The organism is Ensifer adhaerens, from assembly GCF_000697965.2.
GTDB lineage: Bacteria > Pseudomonadota > Alphaproteobacteria > Rhizobiales > Rhizobiaceae > Ensifer > Ensifer adhaerens.
Map to the genome: position 1 here is coordinate 3,320,958 of NZ_CP015880.1, position 20,881 is coordinate 3,341,838.

At 62.9% G+C, this 20,881-nt stretch carries 18 protein-coding genes and 1 tRNA gene; 8 read left to right on the forward strand and 11 right to left on the reverse strand.

Features of this window, described 5'->3' with window-relative positions; all coding sequences use genetic code 11:
- Positions 1-7: 7 nt before the first annotated feature.
- The 3 genes from FA04_RS16190 to FA04_RS16200 are packed head-to-tail and all read left to right on the forward strand — an operon-like array spanning position 8 to position 3,328.
- A complete protein-coding gene (locus FA04_RS16190) occupies positions 8-1,426 on the forward strand; it encodes a DUF1254 domain-containing protein (RefSeq protein ID WP_034802360.1) in 1,419 nt (472 codons plus the stop codon).
- A 17-nt stretch (positions 1,427-1,443) separates the two neighbouring features.
- Positions 1,444-2,466, forward strand: a complete 1,023-nt coding sequence (locus FA04_RS16195) for a DUF1254 domain-containing protein (protein ID WP_034803068.1) — start codon at positions 1,444-1,446, stop codon at positions 2,464-2,466.
- 34 nt (positions 2,467-2,500) lie between these two features.
- The gene (locus tag FA04_RS16200; RefSeq protein ID WP_034802362.1) at positions 2,501-3,328 is read left to right on the forward strand and encodes an alpha/beta fold hydrolase; all 828 of its coding nucleotides are present in this window, start codon (positions 2,501-2,503) and stop codon (positions 3,326-3,328) included.
- Positions 3,329-3,376: 48 nt separating this feature from the next.
- Here FA04_RS16200 and metH read toward each other — a convergent pair whose 3' ends face one another.
- The 4 genes from metH to FA04_RS16220 form a co-directional block, all read right to left on the reverse strand.
- Positions 3,377-7,147, reverse strand: coding sequence for a methionine synthase (gene metH / locus FA04_RS16205; protein ID WP_034802365.1), 3,771 nt, complete (start codon positions 7,145-7,147; stop codon positions 3,377-3,379).
- Between the two features lie 165 nt (positions 7,148-7,312).
- Positions 7,313-8,467 (reverse strand): AGE family epimerase/isomerase, encoded by a 1,155-nt coding sequence (locus FA04_RS16210; RefSeq protein WP_034802367.1) that lies wholly within the window; start codon positions 8,465-8,467, stop codon positions 7,313-7,315.
- Between the two features lie 9 nt (positions 8,468-8,476).
- Positions 8,477-8,971 (reverse strand): heme-degrading domain-containing protein, encoded by a 495-nt coding sequence (locus FA04_RS16215; protein ID WP_034802370.1) that lies wholly within the window; start codon positions 8,969-8,971, stop codon positions 8,477-8,479.
- Positions 8,972-8,976: 5 nt separating this feature from the next.
- Positions 8,977-9,873, reverse strand: coding sequence for an ROK family protein (locus tag FA04_RS16220; RefSeq protein ID WP_034802372.1), 897 nt, complete (start codon positions 9,871-9,873; stop codon positions 8,977-8,979).
- Between the two features lie 252 nt (positions 9,874-10,125).
- On the opposite strand from FA04_RS16220, the gene FA04_RS16225 reads away from it, so the two are divergent.
- Positions 10,126-10,202 (forward strand) — tRNA-Arg (locus FA04_RS16225).
- Positions 10,203-10,256: 54 nt separating this feature from the next.
- On the forward strand, positions 10,257-10,793 hold the full coding sequence (locus tag FA04_RS16230) for a GNAT family N-acetyltransferase (protein ID WP_234798714.1): 537 nt from the start codon (positions 10,257-10,259) through the stop codon (positions 10,791-10,793).
- Between the two features lie 7 nt (positions 10,794-10,800).
- Here the strand turns inward: FA04_RS16230 and FA04_RS16235 are convergent, their stop codons facing one another.
- A complete protein-coding gene (locus FA04_RS16235) occupies positions 10,801-11,703 on the reverse strand; it encodes a LysR family transcriptional regulator (RefSeq protein WP_034802377.1) in 903 nt (300 codons plus the stop codon).
- A gap of 112 nt (positions 11,704-11,815) precedes the next feature.
- Between FA04_RS16235 and FA04_RS16240 the strand changes: the two genes are divergently transcribed.
- Complete coding sequence (locus tag FA04_RS16240) at positions 11,816-12,538, forward strand: SDR family NAD(P)-dependent oxidoreductase (RefSeq protein WP_034802380.1); 723 nt, start codon at positions 11,816-11,818, stop codon at positions 12,536-12,538.
- 282 nt (positions 12,539-12,820) lie between these two features.
- Positions 12,821-13,090, forward strand: a complete 270-nt coding sequence (locus tag FA04_RS16245; RefSeq protein ID WP_034802382.1) for a hypothetical protein — start codon at positions 12,821-12,823, stop codon at positions 13,088-13,090.
- A gap of 40 nt (positions 13,091-13,130) precedes the next feature.
- Here the strand turns inward: FA04_RS16245 and FA04_RS16250 are convergent, their stop codons facing one another.
- From FA04_RS16250 to FA04_RS16255, 3 genes are all read right to left on the reverse strand, one after another.
- Positions 13,131-13,499, reverse strand: coding sequence for a VOC family protein (locus tag FA04_RS16250; RefSeq protein ID WP_034802384.1), 369 nt, complete (start codon positions 13,497-13,499; stop codon positions 13,131-13,133).
- 126 nt (positions 13,500-13,625) lie between these two features.
- Positions 13,626-13,787 (reverse strand): Thivi_2564 family membrane protein, encoded by a 162-nt coding sequence (locus FA04_RS35210; RefSeq protein ID WP_089044368.1) that lies wholly within the window; start codon positions 13,785-13,787, stop codon positions 13,626-13,628.
- Between the two features lie 154 nt (positions 13,788-13,941).
- Positions 13,942-14,664, reverse strand: coding sequence for an META domain-containing protein (locus FA04_RS16255; RefSeq protein ID WP_034802387.1), 723 nt, complete (start codon positions 14,662-14,664; stop codon positions 13,942-13,944).
- 209 nt (positions 14,665-14,873) lie between these two features.
- Between FA04_RS16255 and dxr the strand changes: the two genes are divergently transcribed.
- Positions 14,874-16,049, forward strand: a complete 1,176-nt coding sequence (gene dxr / locus FA04_RS16260) for a 1-deoxy-D-xylulose-5-phosphate reductoisomerase (RefSeq protein WP_034803071.1) — start codon at positions 14,874-14,876, stop codon at positions 16,047-16,049.
- A 45-nt stretch (positions 16,050-16,094) separates the two neighbouring features.
- Here the strand turns inward: dxr and hemA are convergent, their stop codons facing one another.
- From hemA to FA04_RS16275, 3 genes are all read right to left on the reverse strand, one after another.
- Positions 16,095-17,309, reverse strand: a complete 1,215-nt coding sequence (gene hemA / locus FA04_RS16265) for a 5-aminolevulinate synthase (protein WP_034802389.1) — start codon at positions 17,307-17,309, stop codon at positions 16,095-16,097.
- A gap of 327 nt (positions 17,310-17,636) precedes the next feature.
- Positions 17,637-18,434 carry an FAD binding domain-containing protein gene (locus FA04_RS16270; protein WP_034802393.1) on the reverse strand — a complete coding sequence of 266 codons (798 nt, stop codon included), beginning with the start codon at positions 18,432-18,434 and terminating at the stop codon, positions 17,637-17,639.
- A 15-nt stretch (positions 18,435-18,449) separates the two neighbouring features.
- Positions 18,450-20,795, reverse strand: a complete 2,346-nt coding sequence (locus FA04_RS16275; protein ID WP_034802395.1) for a xanthine dehydrogenase family protein molybdopterin-binding subunit — start codon at positions 20,793-20,795, stop codon at positions 18,450-18,452.
- Positions 20,796-20,881 lie beyond the last annotated feature (86 nt).

Below are 20,881 nucleotides of genomic sequence, written 5' to 3' on the forward strand. Positions count from 1 at the left end.
ATGTGCCATGCTGAAAAGACGGTCACTGCTGATGTTCGGCGCCCTTGCAACGGCACTGCCGGCATTCAAGGTAACGCGGGCAGGCGCCGCCGATTCCGCACTCACGGCGGACGAGGCGCGCGCCATTGCCAAAGACGCCTATATCTACGGTTTCCCGCTGGTCGACAGCTACAGGGTGCAGCATTCCTATTTCGTCGATCACGGCAATCCCGAGTTCAAGAGCGGCTGGAATACGCTCAACAATACCGCGCGGGTCTATACGCCTGACGACAAGGCTATCCAGACGCCAAATTCCGATACGCCCTACTCCTTCCTGGGCGCGGACCTGCGCGCCGAGCCGCTGGTCCTGACCGTGCCGGCGGTCGAGAAGGAGCGCTACTACTCGCTCCAGTTCGTCGACATGTACACGTTCAATTTCGCCTATGTCGGAAGTCGCGCCACCGGCAGCGAGGCTGGCACCTTCCTGCTGGCGGGACCGGGCTGGAAGGGTGAAACCCCGCCCGGGATCAACGCGGTGATCCGGTCGGAAACGGAATTCGCTTTCGTGCTTTACCGCACGCAGATGTTTGATCCCGCCGACATCGAGAACGTCAAGAAGATCCAGGCGGGCTACAGGGTCGAGCCGCTGTCGAGCTTCCTTGGTCAGCCGGCTCCGGCACCGGCCGCGGCCGTCGATTTTATCACCCCGTTGAGCGCGGCTGACGAAAAGACCTCGCCTGACTTCTACAGGGTCCTGAATTTTATCCTGCAGTACTGCCCGACGCACCCGTCCGAAACGGCGCTGATGCAGCGTTTCGCCGATCTGAACATCGGTGCGGGCAAGACGTTCGACATCACGGCTTTCTCGCCGGAGATCCAGAAGGCGATCACTGACGGCATGGCGGACGCCTGGGCGGCGTTCAAGGAACACAAGGAAACCGAAATCGACACCGGCAAGGCTTCGAGTGCCGACGCGTTCGGCACGCGGGAGTTCCTGAAGAACGACTATATGCAGCGCATGTCCGGCGCGGTTCTCGGTATCTACGGCAACTCGAAGGACGAAGCTCTCTATCCCGCCTATTTCGTCGATGACCAGAAGAAGCCGCTGATCGGGTCGGGCCACTACACCTTGCGCTTCGAACCCGGGCAACTGCCGCCGGTCAACGCCTTCTGGTCGCTCACCCTCTACGAACTGCCGTCGAGCCTGCTCTACGCCAATCCGCTTAACCGCTATCTCATCAACTCGCCGATGCTACCGAACCTGCAAAAGGACGCCGATGGCGGCGTGACGCTCTACGTCCAGCACGAGAGCCCTGGGCCTGACAAGGAAGCAAACTGGCTGCCGGCGCCGAGCGGCCCGTTCTTCACCGCCATGCGGCTCTACTGGCCAAAGCCGGACGCATTGGACGGAAAATGGAAAGCGCCGCCGATGCGGCGCGCCAACTGATCAACGAGGATTTGAATATGAAACACTATCGTTCGTTCCTCATTGCCAGTGCACTGGCGATGGCTGCCGCAACCCAGGCAAGCGCCGCCGACCCCGTAACCGTCGGTGTCGACAACTTCGTTCGTGCCGAGAGCGACATGTACCTCGCCTCCATGGTCAAGGACGGCGCCTTCGGCAAATTCGTGCATCGGCGCGAACCGGCTTCGATCGACAATCAGACCGTCATTCGCCTCAACCGCGATACGCTCTATTCATCGGCCGTGTTCGATCTCGACGCGGGCCCGGTTACGGTCACCATGCCGGACGCGGGAGAACGCTTCATGTCGCTGCAGGTGGTCAATGAGGACCACTATGTGCCGGAGGTCGTCTACGGCGCCGGAGAGGTGACGTTGACCAAGGAAAAGGTCGGCACACGCTACGCCGTCGTCGGCGTCCGCACCCTGGTCGATCCGACCGACCAGAAGGATATCGCCGAAGTCCACGCCCTGCAGGATGCGATCAAGGTGACCCAGCAGAAGGAAGGCACGTTCGAAATCCCGGCCTGGGACCCGGCCAGCCAGAAGAAGGTGCGCGAAGCCCTGCTTGCGCTCGGCGCCACTATGCCGGACTTCAAGAAGGCCTTCGGCACCAAGGCCGACGTCGACCCGATCCGCCATCTGATCGGCACCGCGACCGGTTGGGGCGGCAACCCCGACAAGGATGCGACCTATCTCAACGTCACGCCCGCCAAGAACGACGGCAAGACCATCTACAAGCTCGACGTCAAGGACGTACCGGTCGATGCCTTCTGGTCGGTCAGCGTCTACGACGCGCAAGGCTTCTACGAAAAAAACGCCTACAATGCCTACGCGATCAACAACATCACCGCCAAGAAGGGCGACGATGGCAGCGTCTCGATCCAGTTCGGCGGCTGCGACGGCAAGATCGCCAACTGCCTGCCCGTGGTCGACGGCTGGAACTATACGGTGCGGCTCTACCGGCCGCGCAAGGAAATCCTCGACGGAACCTGGCACTTTCCCGAGCCGCAGCCGGTAAACTAGGCGTGCCGCGAATTTGGCAGCGGAGGCCGCATGCATGGAACACAGCGATGACAACCTTGCGGCCTTCGCCGAGCATGGCGCAACGCCCCTGCCCGCGGCAACGGTTGAAGGCCGTGTCGAGCGTGACGGCGCACGAATCTGGTATGCGACCTATGGATCGGGCGAACCGGTTATCCTCTTGCACGGCGGCCTTGGCCACAGCGGCAACTGGGGCTTTCAAGTCCCGGCCCTGCTTGACACTGGCCACCGCGTCATCCTGATCGACAGCCGCGGCCATGGCCGCAGCACCCGCGACCGAAAGCCCTACACCTACGAACTGATGGCGGCGGACGTGCTTGCCGTGATGGACAGGCTGGATATTCAGAAGGCCGCCTTTGCCGGCTGGAGCGATGGCGCCTGCATCGCACTTACCCTCGCCTCACAGACGCCGGAACGCGTCAGCGGCGTCTTCTTCTTCGCCTGCAACATGGACCCGAGCGGAACGAAGGACATCGAGCCGAGCCCGGTGCTCGACCGCTGCTTTAGCCGTCATGCCGAAGACTACCGCGCGCTGTCGGCGACGCCGGACGATTTCAGCGCCTTCGTCGACGCCGTCAGCGAAATGCAGAGAACCGAGCCGAACTACACGGCAGAAGATCTCGGCAAGATCCGCGTGCCGGTCGTGATCGTCCAAAGCGAAAACGACGAGTTCATCAAACACGAGCATGCTGACCATCTCGCCCGCAGCATTCCCGGCGCCGCGTTCATCCTTCTCGACGGCGTCAGCCACTTCGCCCCGCTGCAGCGGCCCGACCGCTTCAATGCCGCGCTCACGGCTTTCCTTGTCGCACTCGAAGACGAGCCCAAAGGCGACGCGCAATGACGGCAGTGACGAGCCCTTGTCGGCTCGTCATCACGCCCTCCAGCGACGCTACTCGGCCGCTTCGGTCTCCGGCATCGGCACGTAGTTGAGGATCGGCGACAGCCAGCGCTCGACCTCGCGCACCGGCATGCGTTTACGTGTCGCATAGTCCTCGACCTGGTCGCGCTCGACCTTGGCGACACCGAAATAATAGGCTTCGGGATGGCCGATGTAGAGGCCGGAAACCGACGAACCCGGCCACATCGCATAGCTCTCGGTGAGGCTGACGCCGATCGTTGCTTCTGCGTCAAGCAGCCGGAAGAGCGTTGCCTTTTCAGTGTGATCGGGCTGGGCCGGATAACCCGGCGCCGGGCGGATGCCGGCATAGGGCTCCCCAATCAGCTCCACGGGCGTAAACGTCTCGTCCGCCGCATAACCCCAGAGTTCGGTGCGCACATATTCATGCATGCGCTCGGCAAAGGCCTCGGCGAAACGATCGGCCAGCGCCTTCACCATGATCGAGGAGTAATCGTCGTTGGCGCGCTCGAACCGCTCGGCGATCGCCACTTCCTCGATGCCGGCTGTGACAACGAAACCGCCGACATAGTCGTTGGAGCAGCTATCAACAGGCGCGACGAAGTCGGAAAGGGCCACGTTCGCACGGCCATCGCGCTTGCTGAGTTGCTGGCGCAGCGTGAAGAAGGTCGCAAGTTCAGCGGCCCGATCCTCTCCGGTAAAGAGCCGGATATCGTCGCCGACCGTGCCCGCCGGCCAGAAGCCGACGACCGCCTTCGGCGCGAACCACTTCTCCTCGATGATCTTTTTCAGCATCGCCTGTGCATCGTCGAACAACTGGCGGGCAGCCGCACCTTGCGCCTCGTCGTCGAGGATCTTCGGATAGACGCCCTTCAGCTCCCAGGTCTGGAAGAACGGCGTCCAGTCGATATATCGGGCGAGTTCGGCCAGGTCCCAGCTCTCGAACACGCGGCTGCCGAGGAAGGACGGGGCTTTTGCCTGGTAGCTCGACCAGTCAATCCGATGCTGATTGGCGCGTGCCTGCGACAGGGGAAGGCGGCGCTTTTCCGCCTCGTTGCGCGCATGCGCGTCGGCGACCTTGCGATATTCCGCCCGAACCGTCTCCATGTAATTGTCGCGCGCTTCGGGCGAGAGCAAGCTCGATACGACGCCGACCGCGCGGCTGGCATCGGTGACATAGACCGTCTGGCCGCGGTCGTAGCGCGGATTGATCTTGACGGCAGTGTGCACGCGGCTGGTGGTCGCGCCGCCGATCAGCAGCGGTACATCGAAGCCTTCGCGCTCAAGCTCTGAGGCGACATGCACCATTTCATCCAGTGAGGGCGTGATCAGGCCGGAGAGGCCGATGATGTCGACCTTCTGCTCGCGCGCCACTTCGAGGATCTTCGCCGAGGGCACCATGACGCCGAGATCGATGATCTCGTAATTGTTGCAGGCCAACACGACGCCGACGATGTTCTTGCCGATGTCGTGCACGTCGCCCTTGACCGTCGCCATCAGGATCTTGCCGGCACTTTCGCGCGCCTCGCCGCCATTGGCGAGCTTTTCCGCCTCCATGTGCGGCAAGAGCACGGCGACCGCCTGCTTCATAACGCGTGCGGATTTGACCACCTGCGGCAGGAACATCTTGCCCGAACCGAAGAGGTCGCCGACGACGTTCATGCCGGCCATCAGCGGGCCTTCGATGACATGCAGCGGCCGCGCTGCCTCAAGCCGAGCCTCCTCGGTATCAGCCTCGATGTACTCGGTGATGCCATTGACCAGCGCATGTTCGAGGCGCTTTGCCACCGACCATTCGCGCCAGGAAAGATCCTTCTCGCGGCCCTGCGAGCCGCCCTGTCCGCGATAGCGCTCAGCGATCTCCAGCATGCGCTCGGTCGAATCGGCGCGGCGGTTGAGCACCACGTCCTCGCAGGCCTCGCGCAGATCGGCATCGATGGCGTCATAGACGGCGAGCTGGCCGGCGTTGACGATGCCCATGTCCATGCCCGCCTGGATGGCGTGGTAGAGGAACACCGCGTGCATTGCCTCGCGCACCGGCTCGTTGCCGCGGAACGAGAAGGAGAGGTTGGAGACGCCGCCCGACACATGGACGTGCGGCAGCGTCTTGATGATCTCGCGCGTCGCCTCGATGAAGTCGACACCGTAGTTGTTGTGTTCCTCGATGCCCGTCGCCACGGCGAAGATGTTCGGATCGAAGATTATGTCTTCGGGCGGGAAGCCCGCCTGTTCCGTCAGGAGCTTGTAGGCGCGTGTGCAGATCTCGATCTTGCGCGCCTGGGTGTCGGCCTGGCCGACCTCGTCGAAGGCCATGATGACGACGGCGGCACCGTAGGCGCGGCAAAGCCTGGCGTGATGCAGGAACGCCTCTTCGCCTTCCTTCATCGAGATGGAATTGACCAGCGGCTTGCCCTGAACGCATTTCAGGCCCGCCTCGATCACTTCCCACTTCGACGAATCGATCATCACGGGAACGCGGGCGATATCGGGTTCGGAGGCGACGAGGTTCAAGAACTCGATCATCGCCTGCTTCGAATCGATCAGGCCCTCGTCCATGTTGATGTCGATGATCTGGGCGCCGTTCGCCACCTGGTCGCGCGCGACGTCGAGAGCGGCCGAATAATCGCCGGCAGTGATCAGCTTGCGGAACTTCGCCGAGCCAGTGACGTTGGTGCGCTCGCCGACGTTGACGAAGGGAATGTCGGAGGTGAGCGTGAAGGGCTCCAGCCCGGAGAGCCGCATCAGCGGCTCGACCTTGGGGATCTCGCGCGGCGGATGCTTGGCAACGGCCTTGGCGATCGCGCTGATATGGGCCGGCGTCGAGCCGCAGCAGCCGCCGACAATGTTGAGCAGCCCGTCGCGCGCAAAGGCTTCCACCTGGGCGGCCATCTGCTCCGGCGTTTCGTCGTACTGGCCGAACTCGTTCGGCAGGCCGGCATTGGGATAGGCGCAGACGAAGGTATCGGCAACGCTTGAAAGTTCGTCGATGTGGGCGCGCATCGCATTGGCGCCGAGCGCGCAGTTGAGCCCGATGGTGAAAGGCTCGGCATGGCGCACCGAGTGCCAGAAGGCGGTCGGCGTCTGGCCGGACAGGGTGCGGCCCGAGAGGTCGGTGATCGTGCCGGAGATCATGACCGGCAGGTCGATACCCTTCTCCGCAAAGACTTCCTTGGTCGCGAAGATCGCCGCCTTGGCGTTCAGGGTGTCGAAGATAGTCTCGATCAGAATGATGTCGGCGCCGCCGTCGATCAGACCGCGGATCTGTTCGGCATAGGCGACGCGCAAATCGTCGAAGGTGACGGCGCGATAACCGGGATTGTTGACGTCGGGCGAAATCGACGCCGTGCGGTTCGTCGGCCCGAGCGCGCCGGCGACGAAACGGCGGCGACCGTCTGCGGCTTCGGCCCGCTTGGCCGCGCGCCGAGCCACTCGGGCACCATCGCGGTTGAGATCATAGACCATGTCGTCCATGCCGTAATCGGCCTGGGCGATGCGGGTCGAAGAGAACGTGTTGGTTTCAAGGATATCCGCGCCGGCGATCGCATAGGCGTAATGGATGTCCTCGATCGCCTTCGGCTGGGTCAGCGTCAGAAGGTCGTTGTTGCCCTGTTGATGACAGGCGCAGCCGCCGAATCGGTCGCCGCGGAAATGCTGCTCGACAAAGCCGAGCTGCTGGATCTCCGTGCCCATCGCGCCATCCATGATCAGGATGCGTTCGCGCGCAGCCTGGGCCAGCGCCCGCTTGATCTCGGAGCCATCCGGCTTGGAGGAAACATCGCCGAAAAGGGCGTCGATGGCGGACATGGGAAATCTCCCGTTCTGAAAACGACAAACACTAGGGCAAGTCAATCACATAAAGATATCTTTATGTCAACATATGCAGCAATCACATTTACCCCTCGGAGCAAAGAAAATGGCCCGCCGCAATCGCGACGGGCCTTAACGAAAGCGATACTCTGGATCGGCAAATCAGATCCGGGCTAGGCAGTCCTCGGTTTCATAAATGGCGCAGAGGATATGGTAGAAGCTGCTCGCCGGCGCCGGCTCCTCGACGAAGGTGCCGTCGGCCTTCTGCTTGTCGCGCCAAAGGCCCCCAACCGGCGTCGCCAGAAACGTCTGAAGGGCCGCCGCTGCTCGCGCGGCCGAAGCAAGATAACGCTCGCGCTCGGCACCATTGGTGAGTGCGGCAAAGCGGACGGCCGCCTTCAGCCACTCGGTCTGCGGCCAAAGCCGCGCGATCGGATCGGCCACCGACAGATCGTCGAGAAGCGTCATGATCGCGACGTTGCGGTTCGCGCAGATGCCGTGGGCCTCACCGATATCGAACAGCCGCCGGGCCTTGACGATCGCCTCGGCGCTGCCGCGGCGCTCCGCCCAGCGCAAAAGCAGCCACGCCCATTCGAACAGATGTCCAGGCTCGACGATCCGGCCCTTTTCGCCTGCCATCGGCGCCCAGTCGTGATCGAAGAATTCGCGCAGCACACCGCTCTCGGCATCGATGAAATAATCCATCGCCAGATGCGCAATTTCGTCGGCGAGGTTCGCCCAGCCAACCCGATCGAAGCCCTCGACCGTCTCGCTCGCCAGGCACGCCTCAAAAAGATGCATATGCGGATTGGAGCAGAGCGGCAGGCGCGAGGGATTGTCTTCCTCGAAGCCGGCGACCGGATGCTTGACATGCGCCTCGATCCGCGAGCGAAGGTCATTGCTGCGCTCGATCATCTCGGCCTTGCGGGCCGGCACGACCTCGCCCAGATAGGCGAAGGCAAGCAGCGCGAAGGCCTGGTTGTAGAGGTCAAAGGACGGATCGAGCAGAATGCCGTCGGCATCGGCGAGCGCGCCGTAAAAGCCGCTCGGCTGCTTGAAAATGCGATCGAAATAGGCAAGCCCGCCTTCGGCGGCACCGCGCCAATCACCGGACCAGCCGCGCCGCCCGGCCTCGGCGAAACAGTAGACCTGCCGCGGCTGAACGCGTGCACGCCGGTTGGCGCGGGTCGGCTCGCCTGCCATATCGATCGTCTCGACGAAGCCGCCTGAATGATCGACACCCTTGTCGCGCCAGAGCGGCAGGGCCTTGTCTGCCAGCCAATCCGACAGCACGCGTGATCGCGAAATTATATCCAATGCCAATTCTCAGTCCTCGAGCTTCAAGGCGCCATGATCCTTGCCGAGCAGGGCCGAGAGCGCTTCGACCACCATGTTGTGGTCCTCGCGTTGCGGCAGGCCGGATACGGTGACGGCACCGATACAGCCGGTACCTTTGACGACGATCGGGAAGCTGCCACCGTGCGCCGCATAATCCGCATCGGCAAGGCCGAGCTTGGCCTGCAGATTGGTCTGCGCCTTGGCCAGCTCGCGGCCGGTGGCATAGCTGCTCTTGAACAGGCGGAACACGGTGTTGCGCTTGCGGCGCACCCAGTTCGGATTATCCGGCGTCGCCCCGTCGAGCGCGGCATAGAACACCTGCATCGAGAAGAGCGTGATGTCGATGACGACGCCAAGCTTGCGCTCGGCCGCCATCTTGCGCAGCAGTGAGCCAAGCTCCCACGCCGCATCGAGATCGAAGCGCTCGAACTGCAATTCCTGTTCCTGCCGCGCGATGCGGGCGAGGTCCTTGTCGATATTCATGGGGGTCAGTCCTTCCAGAGCCAGGCCGCACCGCGCACGCCGGAGCTGTCACCGTGCAGGGCCTTGCGGATGGGGGTTTCGAACGTGTCGCCGAAGAGGTAGTTGACCACCCGTGGCGGCACGTCCTGGTAGATCTCGTCGACATTCGACATGCCGCCGCCAAGCACGTAGACATCCGGGTCGACGATGTTGGTGAGCAGTGCCAGGCTGCGCGCCAGCCGGTCGACGAAGCGCTCATAGACGCCCGTTGCAACCAGATCGCCCGCCCGCTTCGCCTCGATGATATCGCGCCCGCGCTTCTCGACGCCGGTCGTCAGGCGATAGTCGAGCTCGACACCCGTGCCGCAGGCATACATGTCGAGGCAACCGTGCTTGCCGCACCAGCATTTGTGGCCAGGATATTCGTCCTGCGTCATCCAGGGCAGCGGATAATGGCCGATCTCGGCGGCAACGCCCTGGTAGCCGGCGTGCACCTTCTTGTCGATCGCAAGGCCGCCGCCATGGCCAGTGCCGACGATAACGCCGAAGACCACATGCTCATTCTTGCCGGCGCCATCGACCGCCTCCGAGACCGCCAGGCAATTGGCGTCGTTGGCAAGCCGGACCGGGCGGCCAAGCGCCGTTTCGAGGTCACGCCCAAGGGGCTTGCCATTGATCAGCACCGCATTGGAATTGCGCACGATTCCGGTGCGCGGATTGGGACTGCCGGGAATGCCGATGCCGATCGAGCCCTGTTCGCCCGCCGTCTGCTCGGCGGCAGCAACGAGATCGAGAACGGCGCGGATGCAATCGTCATAGCCGCTGGTCGGGGTCGAGACGCGATGACGGGCGCGTGTTTCGCCATCGCGGCCAAGCGCGATGACTTCCATTTTCGTGCCGCCCCAATCTATTCCGATGAACATATGTGGATCAGGTCTCTGATGAAGGACTCAATGGGGAGCGCCAGCTTCCTCGGGCCGGCGCTTGCTTTGCTTAGCATTCGGAGGACATGGAAGACCAGCCCCCGTTTCATCGTCGTTTTCAAGCCTGCCGGTCCGCGTCGGGACACCACCCGGACGAGACCACCCAAGCTCGCCGCCGCCTGCATTTCCTCGGGCACGCACGCGAAAACACTTGGCGAAGAGCCCTTGCTTTTGTATGGGTGCTATTCAAGTGGTCCCGTAGCTCAGCAGGATAGAGCACCAGATTCCTAATCTGGGGGTCCCGCGTTCGAATCGCGGCGGGATCACCATTCTCCAAGACCCCCCTTAATCGAATTGGACGCGGCGCACGCCGTGCTGACGCCGTGGATGACAGCAAAGCAACCCCCTCCGGAGAAAACACGGTTCATCTGCTCGTGACCTATATGGAAATGCTCGAACGTCCGGCGGACGATGCGTTTCCGGCACCGATCGCGCAAGCGGTGGTCGCGTCCGAACGTCCGGATGCCGCTGCGTTTCTTTCGCTCTATCGCGCCGTCGGCGAACCGTTGCGCTGGGATCAGCGGCTGCGCATGCCGACGGCCGATCTCGACAACTTTCTCAGAAGCGCCTCCACGATCCTCTACATCCTCCGGCTGGATGGCCGCGCAGTCGGGCTCTGTGAATTCGACCGCGCCGATACCGAGGATGTCGAGCTCACCCATTTCGGCCTGATCCCGGATGTTTACGGCCAAAGGCTGGGGCCATTTCTGCTCGATAGCGCGCTGCGCGCCGTCTGGGACCGAGGTGCAAACCGGATCTGGCTACATACGGACGAATGGGATCACCCGAAGGCGCAGGCTACCTATCGCCGCGCCGGCTTCAGCGCCTTTGCGCAGAAGCTCGAGGAGATCATGCCCTAACGCACGCTCACCGAAGCGGCTGCCACGCCGGGCCGCGCCAGGCTTTGAGTTCCTGCAGAAACACCTGCAGCCGCGATGGCAGGAAGCGCCGCGTCGGATAGACCGCATGCACAAAGACATCCGGCGCGGACCATCCCGGAAGCACGCGCAGAAGCTTGCCGCTCGCAAGCAGGCTGTCGCAGAAGATCGGCGGGAGCCGGCCGATGCCGTGGCCGCGCTCGGTCATGGCACTCGCCGACTGGATATCGTGGACCGACACCGCCCCGGTCACACGCAGGCTGGCCGCTTCGCCACCCTTTACCAGATGCCATTCGGCCTCGTTGCCCCGGGCATTGACCAGGACACAGCGGTGGCCACTCAGGTCTTCGGGTCGCGATGGGGTGCCATGTTTGTCGAGATAGCCGGGTGCGGCCACCAGGAAATGGGTGCTTCGACCCAAACGCTGCGCGACAAGCGACGAATCGCGCAAGTCTCCGAACCGCACTGCGACGTCGATGTTTTCGGCAACGAGGTCCATGAACATATTGGTGACGAGCAGATCGACCTCGATCTCGGGATACGTCTTCAGAAATGCGGACAGGAAATCAAAGAAGGGCGGCTGCCCGAGGGTCATGGGAACGGTGACCCGCAGCAACCCCTCCGGTCTTCTCTGCGCCTCGCTCAGCACCCGCTCCGCGTCGCGAAGCTGCTTCAGCGGTTCGCCGCATTCCGCATAATAGGCGCGCCCCTGCGCCGTGAGACTGAGCTTGCGCGTCGTGCGCTGGATGAGCGTGACGCCCAGTTGCTCCTCGAGCGCCGTGACCTTGCGGCTGACGGTGGAGACCGGCATGCCGAGCGAACGTGCCGCCCGGCTGAAACTCTCGAATTGGGCAACGGCCGCAAAGACCGCGATATCGTTCAGATCGACCATGGGAAGATTTTTGCATCGTTGGAAAAGTAATTCCAGATATTTCCGCCTAATCGCACAATCTGGCAGCAGCCATATTGATCTCACCGAAACCGTCCATCCACGGAGAGATCAGATGACAAACAAAGTCGCCATCATCACCGGTGCATCCCAGGGCATCGGCGCGGGCCTCACAAACGCTTTTCTGGCAGAGGGCTACAGCGTCGTCGCAACCTCGCGCAATGTCAGCCAATCGCGCGAAATCACCGAATCGGACCGGCTGGCCCGGGTCGACGGCGATATCGGCGATCCGGAGACGGCGAAACGCGTGGTCGAAACCGCGATCGCCCGGTTCGGCTCGATCGACGCGCTCGTCAACAATGCCGGCATCTTCTTCACCAAGCCCTTCGTCGACTACACCGCCGAAGACTACCGGCAGCTGAGCGCCACCAACATCGAGGGATTCCTCCACACGACCCAGCTTGTGATCAAGCAGATGCTTTCGCAGAAAAGAGGCGGCAGCATCGTCAGCATCACGACACCCCTTGCCGACAGACCGATTGCAGGCATGAACGCTTCGGTCGCCATGCTGACCAAGGGCGGCATCAACGCGATCTCGAAGAACATCGCCATGGAATACGCAAGGGACGGAATCCGCGTCAACGTCGTGGCCCCCGGTGTCGTCGACACGCCGCTCCACAAGGACAACCCGCGGGATTTCCTGAACACGCTCTCGCCGATGCACAGCATTTCCAGCGTGGCCGAGATCGCGGATGCCGTCCTGTTCCTGACCAGGGCGCCGCGCATAACCGGGGAGGTGCTGAACGTGGACGGCGGCGCGCATCTGGGCAAATGGTAGAGTGGGAGCGCCCGTTGCTGGCGCAGAGCAGCGCAGGGGAAAAGAAACGCGCTGACGTCATGCGCCTGTCACGAACGACAGCTAAACAACACTCACATCTTCCTGATGACCACGGATGAACTGGCATCGACGGAAGGTGATGAGGAAGGTCGGGTTTGCCCCGGCCTTTTTTGTTGGGCCGGTCCCGTTCCTTCGATCACGATCGCAAGGTTGCCGCGCTGGGCGGCTGGCTTGACAGGAGATGCAGTCTGCCTGACGGTGCGCGCATGACGGGAGGACACCATGGGTAAGCTTCTGCAAATCATCGGCATCGTCATCATCCTGGCCGCTCTGGCCGCCGCGATCGCGCTGCTCGTTGCCGATCCGGCAACGGCGCAGCTTCGGGCGCTCGTCATGCTCCCTTGGGCCTTGAGCGCGATCCTGAGCGGCATACTTCTCGCGGCTTTCGGCTCGATGCTGCGGCAGCTCAGCGCGATCCGCGCTGCGACCGAGCGTCAGGCCGCCCTGTTCCAGGCCATCCTTGACCGCAGAGCGCCGACGGCCGCGCAATAAGCGTTGCTATCCGCGTTCGGTCCACCAAAACCTGATGATTTCAATCATCGGGCCTGCACACGCGCAGCCGATGGCCATCCGGGTCAAGCGCGACGAAGGTGCGGCCGAAGACCGCCGTCTTCAGCTCCTGCTCGATCGTGATCCCTTTGCTGCGCCATTCCGCATAAAGGCGCTCGACCTCGACATCGTCCTTCACCATGAAGGCGACTTCAGAGCGGTGACCGCTTCCCGACGAAACGAAATCCCGTGCACCGGTGGACCAGAGACTGAACGTCAGCCCGTTTTCGAGTTGGAAGGCGACATAGGTCGGGAAGGATGCAACAGGTTCGCGTCCAAGCAGGCCGGTATAGAAGGCAGCGCTTCCGGTTGGGTCTTCGACATAGAGCAGGATGAGGTTCGGTGACAGCATCGTCGGGTCTCCTTTTCGATGCCCGGACCCTAGGCACTGCCGCTGTCAGATCCTGTCAGCATCAACCGGACAGCCAAAGGCCGCCGGGCCTTGCGATCCGGCGGCCTTTGGCTGGAAGGCGACACATCAGAAGACGGCGAGATATTTCAACAGAGAGATGATGCCGATGATGATGACGATGATCTGGACGATCTGCTTGGCGCGCGCGTCGAGCGGCAGACGCTGGACGAGATAGAGCACCAGCACGATGACGAGGAAGGTAATCAGAATTCCGATAAGCAGCCCCATGGAACACTCCCATTTTCACACAACAGCGCCGCGATGGCGTCGGGATTGTAACTAGGACGCGAAGGAAAAAGTTCCAATCGAGGCGACAACTTATGCCACTCGTTCACCCAGGCGCAGGCCGAGCCTGGTGTTTCCGCTCAGGCGAGAAGCCGGCTCAGGATGCCGGCTTGCAGGCGGTTCCCCGATCCTCGTCGCCTTTGGTGGCATCATACAGCGTTGCTTCCTCGCCCTTCGTCCACCAGACATATTGCCCGCCGGCATATTTGGCTCCGGACGCAGCTATCACGTTTGAGGCGACGACGAATGTGCCGTCGATGGTGAAGGTCACCAGCGAAACCGGGCCGGCATTGATGTATTCCGCCTCGATCGCCTTGCCGCCGCAGTCGTAGCGGACCGATTGCCGGTCCACCGCATCGGCGCCGGGAACGCGGATCGTCACGTCGGCGCCTCCAGACGCTGCCGTCATAGACGCCAGTTTCAGGGCGATGCCGCCGCCGGCCTTGCCAAGCACGAGCTTCGATCCTTCCACCGACCAGGAAAGCTCGTTGCTGAGCGCCTTGAGGAACTTCTGCTCCTGGTTCATCACCGCGGGCACGCACATCTTGCGTGTCGATGCCGCCGGGCCGAAGGTGATCTTCGAGCCGGAGAGACTGAAAGTACCGGTGAAATGGTTGCAGCCGGCCATGCCGCCATAGGTCCCGTCCTCGCGGATCTCCAGGGTCGACTGGAGATTGTCGATGACCCCACCCCCACCGATATCTTCGGCAAGCCAGGTGGCGACGAGCTGCGGCGGCACGTTTTCCGCCGCAACCGGCTGCATCGATGCCATTTCGATCGCGACACAGGCGCAGGAAACGGCGGTTATGATTTTCAGCATCGCGAACTCCTCCGGACCCCGACTCAAGGCACCCAATTCTTAGCCTGCGGACGAGACGGAATGAAGACCGCACCCTTGTTGCCGGCGGATTTCGCCTGTAGAGCCTAGCAAACAACATAAAAGACTCGGATCGATCTCGTGAAGATCATGCGCCCGCGGCGAAGGCTCAGCCGGGCATTCCGTCCGAAAAGAAGAACATGGGTATTGGCATGGCATCCCACGACAGTGCGAAGCGCCGACTGACGATCCTCGGCTCGACCGGTTCGATCGGCACCAACACGCTCGACGTTATCGAGCGCCTTGGCGGCCGTGAGCGCTTCGACGTCGTCGCCGTCACCGGCAACGGCAACATTCCCCTGCTCGCCGAGCAGGCCGTGAAAGTTCGCGCCGAACTCGCCGTCACCGCCAACGATAGCCAGTACGAAAACCTGAAGGCCGCGCTCGCCGGCACCGGCATTCAGGTTGCCGCCGGCAAGAGCGGCCTGATCGAGGCGGCCGAGCGCAACGCGGACTGGGTGATGGCGGCGATTGTCGGCAATGCCGGCTTGGCGCCGACGCTTGCCGCGGCCCGCCGCGGCGCCGACATCGCGCTTGCCAACAAGGAGTGCCTGGTTTCCGCCGGCAGTCTGTTCATCGACGCGGTGAAGAAAGGCGGCGGTCGGCTGCTTCCGGTCGACAGCGAACACAATGCCATCTTCCAGGTTCTGGAAGAACACCAGCGCCATGCGGTCGAGCGTATCATCCTGACCGCTTCCGGCGGCCCGTTCCGCACCAAGTCGCTGGAAGAAATGCGTCACGTGACGGCGGACGTGGCGCGCGCCCATCCGAACTGGTCGATGGGGCTGAAAATCTCGATCGACAGCGCCTCTATGTTCAACAAGGCGTTGGAGATGATCGAGGCAAAGCACCTCTTCGCGCTCGAACCCGCGCAGGTCGAGGTGATCGTGCACCCGCAGTCGGTGATCCACTCGATGGTCGGCTATACCGACGGATCGGTGCTCGCCCAGCTCGGCTGCCCGGACATGCGCACCGCCATCGGCTATGCGCTCTCCTATCCGAGCCGCTGCAGCCTGCCGATCGAGCGGCTCGATTTCGCCAAGCTGTCGCGCCTCGATTTCGAGGCGCCGGACGAAGTGCGCTTCCCTGCCATCCGCCTGGCGCGGCGCGCCATGGTCGAAGGCGGCGTGCAGGGTGCGGTCCTCAACGGCGCCAAGGAAACCGCGCTCGACGCGTTCATCGCCGGCCGCACCGGCTTTCTCGCCATGGCAGAGATCGTCGAAAAGGTCATGGACAAGCTTGCCGACCTGCCGGCGGCCGCAACGATGGACGACGTCTTTGCCGCCGACGAAAAAGCCCGGCACTTGGCGGCCGGGCTGCTTCGGTAATTCAGAGCTTTCTGACCGGCGCGCATGGCGCCGGCAAGATTGGCCTTACGCGACAGCGCGGGCCAGCGCACAGCGCGACCACAGCGAATGCAGCGCGCCGACGAGATGGTCGATGTCGGCATCCGAATGGAGCGGCGTCGGGGTGATGCGCAGGCGCTCGGTCTTCTTCGGCACCGTCGGATAGTTGATCGGCTGCACGTAGACGCCGAAATTGTCGAGCAGGAGATCCGAGATCCACTTGCACTTGGCAGCGTCGCCAACCATGACCGGCACGATATGGCTCGGGTTCGGCATGTGCGGAATGCCGCGCTGGTCGAGCAGCGAGCGCAGACGACGCACACGCTCCTGGTGCGCGAAACGTTCGACCTGGCTTTCCTTCAGGTGGCGGATCGAGGCGAGCGCACCGGCGGCAAGCGTCGGCGGCAGCGCCGTCGTGAAGATGAAGCCGGAGGCAAACGAGCGGATGAAGTCGCAGAGTGCGGCTGAGCCGGTGATGTAGCCGCCCATCACGCCGAAAGCCTTGCCGAGCGTGCCTTCGATCACCGTCAGGCGGTGCATCAGGCCTTCGCGCTCGGCAATGCCGCCGCCGCGCGGACCGTACATGCCGACCGCATGCACTTCGTCGAGATAGGTCATGGCGCCGTACTTGTCGGCGAGGTCGCAGAATTCCTTGATCGGCGCGATGTCGCCATCCATCGAATAGACGGACTCGAAAGCGATGAGCTTCGGCGCACGCGGATCGGCGGCAGCGAGCTTGGCCTCGAGGTCAGCGACCGAATTATGCTTGAAGATGACGCGTTCGCACTTGGAGTGACGGATCCCCTCGATCATCGAAGCGTGATTCCCGGCGTCCGAGAAGACGATAACACCGGGAATCTTGGAACAGAGCGTTCCGAGCGCGGCCCAGTTGGACACGTAGCCCGAAGTAAAGAGCAGCGCCGATTCCTTGCCATGCAGGTCCGCGAGCTCGCGCTCAAGCAGGACGTGGTAATGGTTGGTACCGGAAATGTTGCGGGTGCCGCCGGCGCCGGCGCCGCATTCGTCGATGGCGCGCTTCATCGCCTCGGTGACGACAGAATGCTGGCCCATGCCGAGATAGTCGTTCGAACACCAGACGGTGACTTCCTGAACGCCTTCAGCCGTATGGCGCGCGGCCTTCGGGAATTGGCCGCGATGACGGGCGAGGTCTGCGAAAACCCGGTAGCGGCCTTCCTGATGCAGCCCGTCCAGCTCGTTCTTAAAGAAATTCTCGAAATCCATCATTTTCTCCAGTGCCCGGCCGCTTTCTTCAATCAAAGCGACCTGGGGTCAACCTCGGAATGCCCGGCATCTGCCAACTGCGGCAAAAGGCCCTTGACGCGCTGCCTTCCCAGCGAGTGCATCCGAGATGATCTAGCATTTTTGAGCCTGAGCATCTTCGCTGCTTTCACTGAAACCGTTTCAACGGGAACAGCCCTAGTTTTGAAACATTCCAAAGAAAGCCTTAGTGCATGTTCATCACGTCAAGCTTGATCGAAGTCAAGCAAGGATGAAAAAAGGACGGCCGAAGCCGCCCTTTTTCGATGTTGGTGTGACGGCGAAGGCTGGTCATGCCGCCGCAACGGCGCGTTTGGCCATGACCTTCACCAGATTGGCGCGATAGGCCGCATCCGCGTGAATGTCGGAGAGCAGCTCCGAGGCATCGACGCTAATATTGCCAAGCGCATCCGGCGTCCAGTTGGCAGCAAGGGCTGCCTCCATCTCCGCCTGACGGAAAACGCCATTTGCGCCCGCACCCGTGACCGCGACCCGGACCTCGCCATTGTCGCGCTTGGCGACGAAGACACCGGTCATCGCGTAGCGCGAGGCCGGGTTGGCGAACTTCTGGTAGGCGGCCTTTGCCGGGGCGTCGAAGCTGACCGCGACGACGATCTCGCTGTCTTCCAGCGCCGTTTCGAACAGACCGGTGAAGAAATCGTCGGCCGCGATCTCCCGCCGGTTGGTCACGATCGTCGCGCCGAGCCCGAGCATCGCTGCCGGATAATCCGCCGCCGGATCGTTGTTGGCGATGGAGCCGCCGATCGTGCCCATGTGTCGCACATGCGGATCGCCGATATGGCTGGCAAGGCTGCAGATCGCCGGACAGACGGCTTTGAGCGCCGCCGACGAGGCGACGTCATAATGGGTCGTGGCCGCGCCGATCCGCACGGATCGGCCGTTGACTGAGATGCCCTGCATCTCGGCGATGTGCCGAAGGTCGATCAGATCGCTCGGCGACGCCAGCCGCTGTTTCATCGTCGGAATGAGGGTCATGCCGCCGGAGACGTACTTGCCTTCGCCGGCCGCATCCATTCGGCTGACGGCGTCCTGAACCGAGGACGCCCGGTGATATTGGGTCTCGTACATGAGGTGTCCTCCCGTTCACTTGGCCGCGTGCGCCGCCGCCCACACCTTCTGCGGTGTCGCCGGCATGGTAAGTGCGTTGTTGCCAATGGCATCTGTGATGGCGTTGATCAGCGCCGGTGGCGAGCCGATGGCGCCGGCCTCGCCGCAGCCCTTGATGCCCAGCGGATTGTTCGGGCAGGGCGTGTTCGAGGTCGAGACCTGGAATGACGGCAGATCGTCGGCGCGCGGCATGGCGTAATCCATGTAGCTCGCCGTCAGCAGCTGGCCGGATGGGTCGTAGTGCACGCCCTCGAGCAGCGCCTGGCCGATGCCCTGGGCAATGCCGCCATGCACCTGTCCCTCGACGATCATCGGGTTGATGATGTTGCCGAAGTCGTCGGCCGCGACAAACTGGATGATCTTGGTTCGGCCCGTTTCCGGATCGACCTCCACCTCGCAGATGTAGCAGCCGGCCGGGAAGGTGAAGTTGGCAGGGTCGTAGAAGGCCCCTTCCTTCAACCCCGGCTCCATGCCGGCCGGCAGATTGTGGGCGGTATAGGCGGCAAGCGCCATCTGGAACCACGGCACGGCCTTATCGGTGCCGGCGACCTTCAGTTCGCCGTTTTCGATGACGATGTCGCTTTCGTCCGCTTCCATCAGATGTGCGGCGATCTTCTTCGCCTTGGCTTCGACCTTGTCGAGCGCCTTGACGACGGCCGACATGCCGACGGCACCGGAACGAGAACCATAGGTGCCCATGCCCATCTGCACCTTGTCGGTATCGCCATGCACGATGTTGACGCTGTCGATCGGCACACCGAAGCGGTCGGCGACAAGCTGGGCAAAGGTCGTCTCGTGGCCCTGGCCATGGCTGTGCGAGCCGGTCAGGACCTCGATCGTACCGACGGCGTTGACCCGCACTTCGGCCGATTCCCAAAGACCGACGCCAGCACCGAGCGAACCCACCGCTGCCGACGGTGCGATGCCGCAGGCCTCGATGTAACAGCTCATGCCGATGCCGCGCTTCATGCCGCGACCGGCGGCTTCCGCCTTGCGACCGGCAAAGCCGTTCCAGTCGGCCGCCTTCATCGCCGCTTCGAGCGAAGCGTCGTAGTCGCCGGCGTCATAGTTCATGATGACAGGCGTCTGGTGCGGGAAGGAGCGGATGAAATTGACCCGACGCAATTCGGCAGGCGAGACGCCGAGTTCGCGGGCCGCCGTCTCCATCGTGCGTTCCAAGAGATAGGTCGCCTCCGGCCGCCCGGCACCGCGATAGGCGTCGACGGGCGCGGTGTTGGTATAGACGGTGCGCACATTCGCATGGATCGCCGGGATGTCGTACTGCCCGGAGAGCAGCGTCGCATAGAGATAAGTCGGCACCGCCGAGGAGAACAGCGACATGTAAGCGCCGAGATTGGCGATCGTATCGACCTTGAGCCCGATGATGCGATTGTTGGCGTCAAAGGCCATCTTCACCTTCGACACATGGTCGCGACCATGCGCATCGGTGAGGAACGCTTCGGTGCGGTCCGACGTCCATTTGACCGGCACGCCGGTGCGCTTCGACGCCCAGAGACAGACGATCTCCTCCGGATAGATGTAGATCTTCGAGCCGAAGCCGCCGCCGACATCGGGCGCGATCACCCGCAGCTTGTTTTCCGGCGCGACATTATAGAAGGCGCTCATCACCAGCCGCGCCACATGCGGGTTCTGGCTGGTCGTGTAGCAGGTATAGTGGTCGTCTCCGGCGTCGTAGATGCCGAGCGCCGCACGCGGCTCCATCGGGTTGGGCGAAAGCCGGTTGTTGTGGATGGTGATTTCGGTGACATGCGCCGCAGCGCCGATCGCCTTGTCGGTCGCCGCTTCGTCGCCGATCTGCCAGTCGAAGATCAGGTTACCAGGCGCTTCCGGGTGAAGCTGCGGCTGTCCCGCCTCAAGCGCCTTTGAGGCGTCGATCACGACGGGAAGCTCCTGGTATTCGACGACGACGGCTTCGGCAGCATCACGCGCCTCGGCGACGCTGTCGGCAACGACGATCGCCACAGCATCGCCGACGTATCGCACGGTCTCGTGCGCGAGCGGCCGCCAGGCGCCCATCTTCATCGGCGATCCGTCCTTGGAATGGATCATCCAGCCGCAGATCAGGTTGCCGATACCATCGGCGAGCAACTGCTTGCCGTCGAGCACGCCGATCACGCCTGGCATGCCGATCGCCGCCGACCCGTCGACTTTGAGGATCTTCGCATGCGCATGCGGGCTGCGCACGAACACCGCATATTTCATCCCCGGCACGGACATGTCGTCCGTATAGCGGCCCTTGCCGGTCAGGAACCGCTTGTCCTCCTTGCGCGCCACGCGCGCGCCAATGCCTTCAACGCCCATTGCCTATCTCCTCCCGAGATATCCAGCGACAGTCCCGACGGCCATGCATCGGTCCTGAGTGACATGCGTCAGGGGCGAGATCCCGC

Bases quoted from the DNA above. Each gene is read 5' to 3' on its own strand.
- hemA (WP_034802389.1), bottom strand. From the start codon at position 17,309: ATGGATTTCGAGAATTTCTTTAAGAACGAGCTGGACGGGCTGCATCAG.
- FA04_RS35210 (WP_089044368.1), bottom strand. From the start codon at position 13,787: ATGGGGCTGCTTATCGGAATTCTGATTACCTTCCTCGTCATCGTGCTG.
- metH (WP_034802365.1), bottom strand. From the start codon at position 7,147: ATGTCCGCCATCGACGCCCTTTTCGGCGATGTTTCCTCCAAGCCGGAT.
- FA04_RS16245 (WP_034802382.1), top strand. From the start codon at position 12,821: ATGGGTAAGCTTCTGCAAATCATCGGCATCGTCATCATCCTGGCCGCT.
- FA04_RS16275 (WP_034802395.1), bottom strand. From the start codon at position 20,795: ATGGGCGTTGAAGGCATTGGCGCGCGCGTGGCGCGCAAGGAGGACAAG.
- FA04_RS16235 (WP_034802377.1), bottom strand. From the start codon at position 11,703: ATGGTCGATCTGAACGATATCGCGGTCTTTGCGGCCGTTGCCCAATTC.
- FA04_RS16220 (WP_034802372.1), bottom strand. From the start codon at position 9,873: ATGTTCATCGGAATAGATTGGGGCGGCACGAAAATGGAAGTCATCGCG.
- FA04_RS16255 (WP_034802387.1), bottom strand. From the start codon at position 14,664: ATGCTGAAAATCATAACCGCCGTTTCCTGCGCCTGTGTCGCGATCGAA.
- FA04_RS16190 (WP_034802360.1), top strand. From the start codon at position 8: ATGCTGAAAAGACGGTCACTGCTGATGTTCGGCGCCCTTGCAACGGCA.
- FA04_RS16195 (WP_034803068.1), top strand. From the start codon at position 1,444: ATGAAACACTATCGTTCGTTCCTCATTGCCAGTGCACTGGCGATGGCT.
- dxr (WP_034803071.1), top strand. From the start codon at position 14,874: ATGGCATCCCACGACAGTGCGAAGCGCCGACTGACGATCCTCGGCTCG.
- FA04_RS16240 (WP_034802380.1), top strand. From the start codon at position 11,816: ATGACAAACAAAGTCGCCATCATCACCGGTGCATCCCAGGGCATCGGC.
- FA04_RS16215 (WP_034802370.1), bottom strand. From the start codon at position 8,971: ATGAATATCGACAAGGACCTCGCCCGCATCGCGCGGCAGGAACAGGAA.
- FA04_RS16200 (WP_034802362.1), top strand. From the start codon at position 2,501: ATGGAACACAGCGATGACAACCTTGCGGCCTTCGCCGAGCATGGCGCA.
- FA04_RS16270 (WP_034802393.1), bottom strand. From the start codon at position 18,434: ATGTACGAGACCCAATATCACCGGGCGTCCTCGGTTCAGGACGCCGTC.
- FA04_RS16250 (WP_034802384.1), bottom strand. From the start codon at position 13,499: ATGCTGTCACCGAACCTCATCCTGCTCTATGTCGAAGACCCAACCGGA.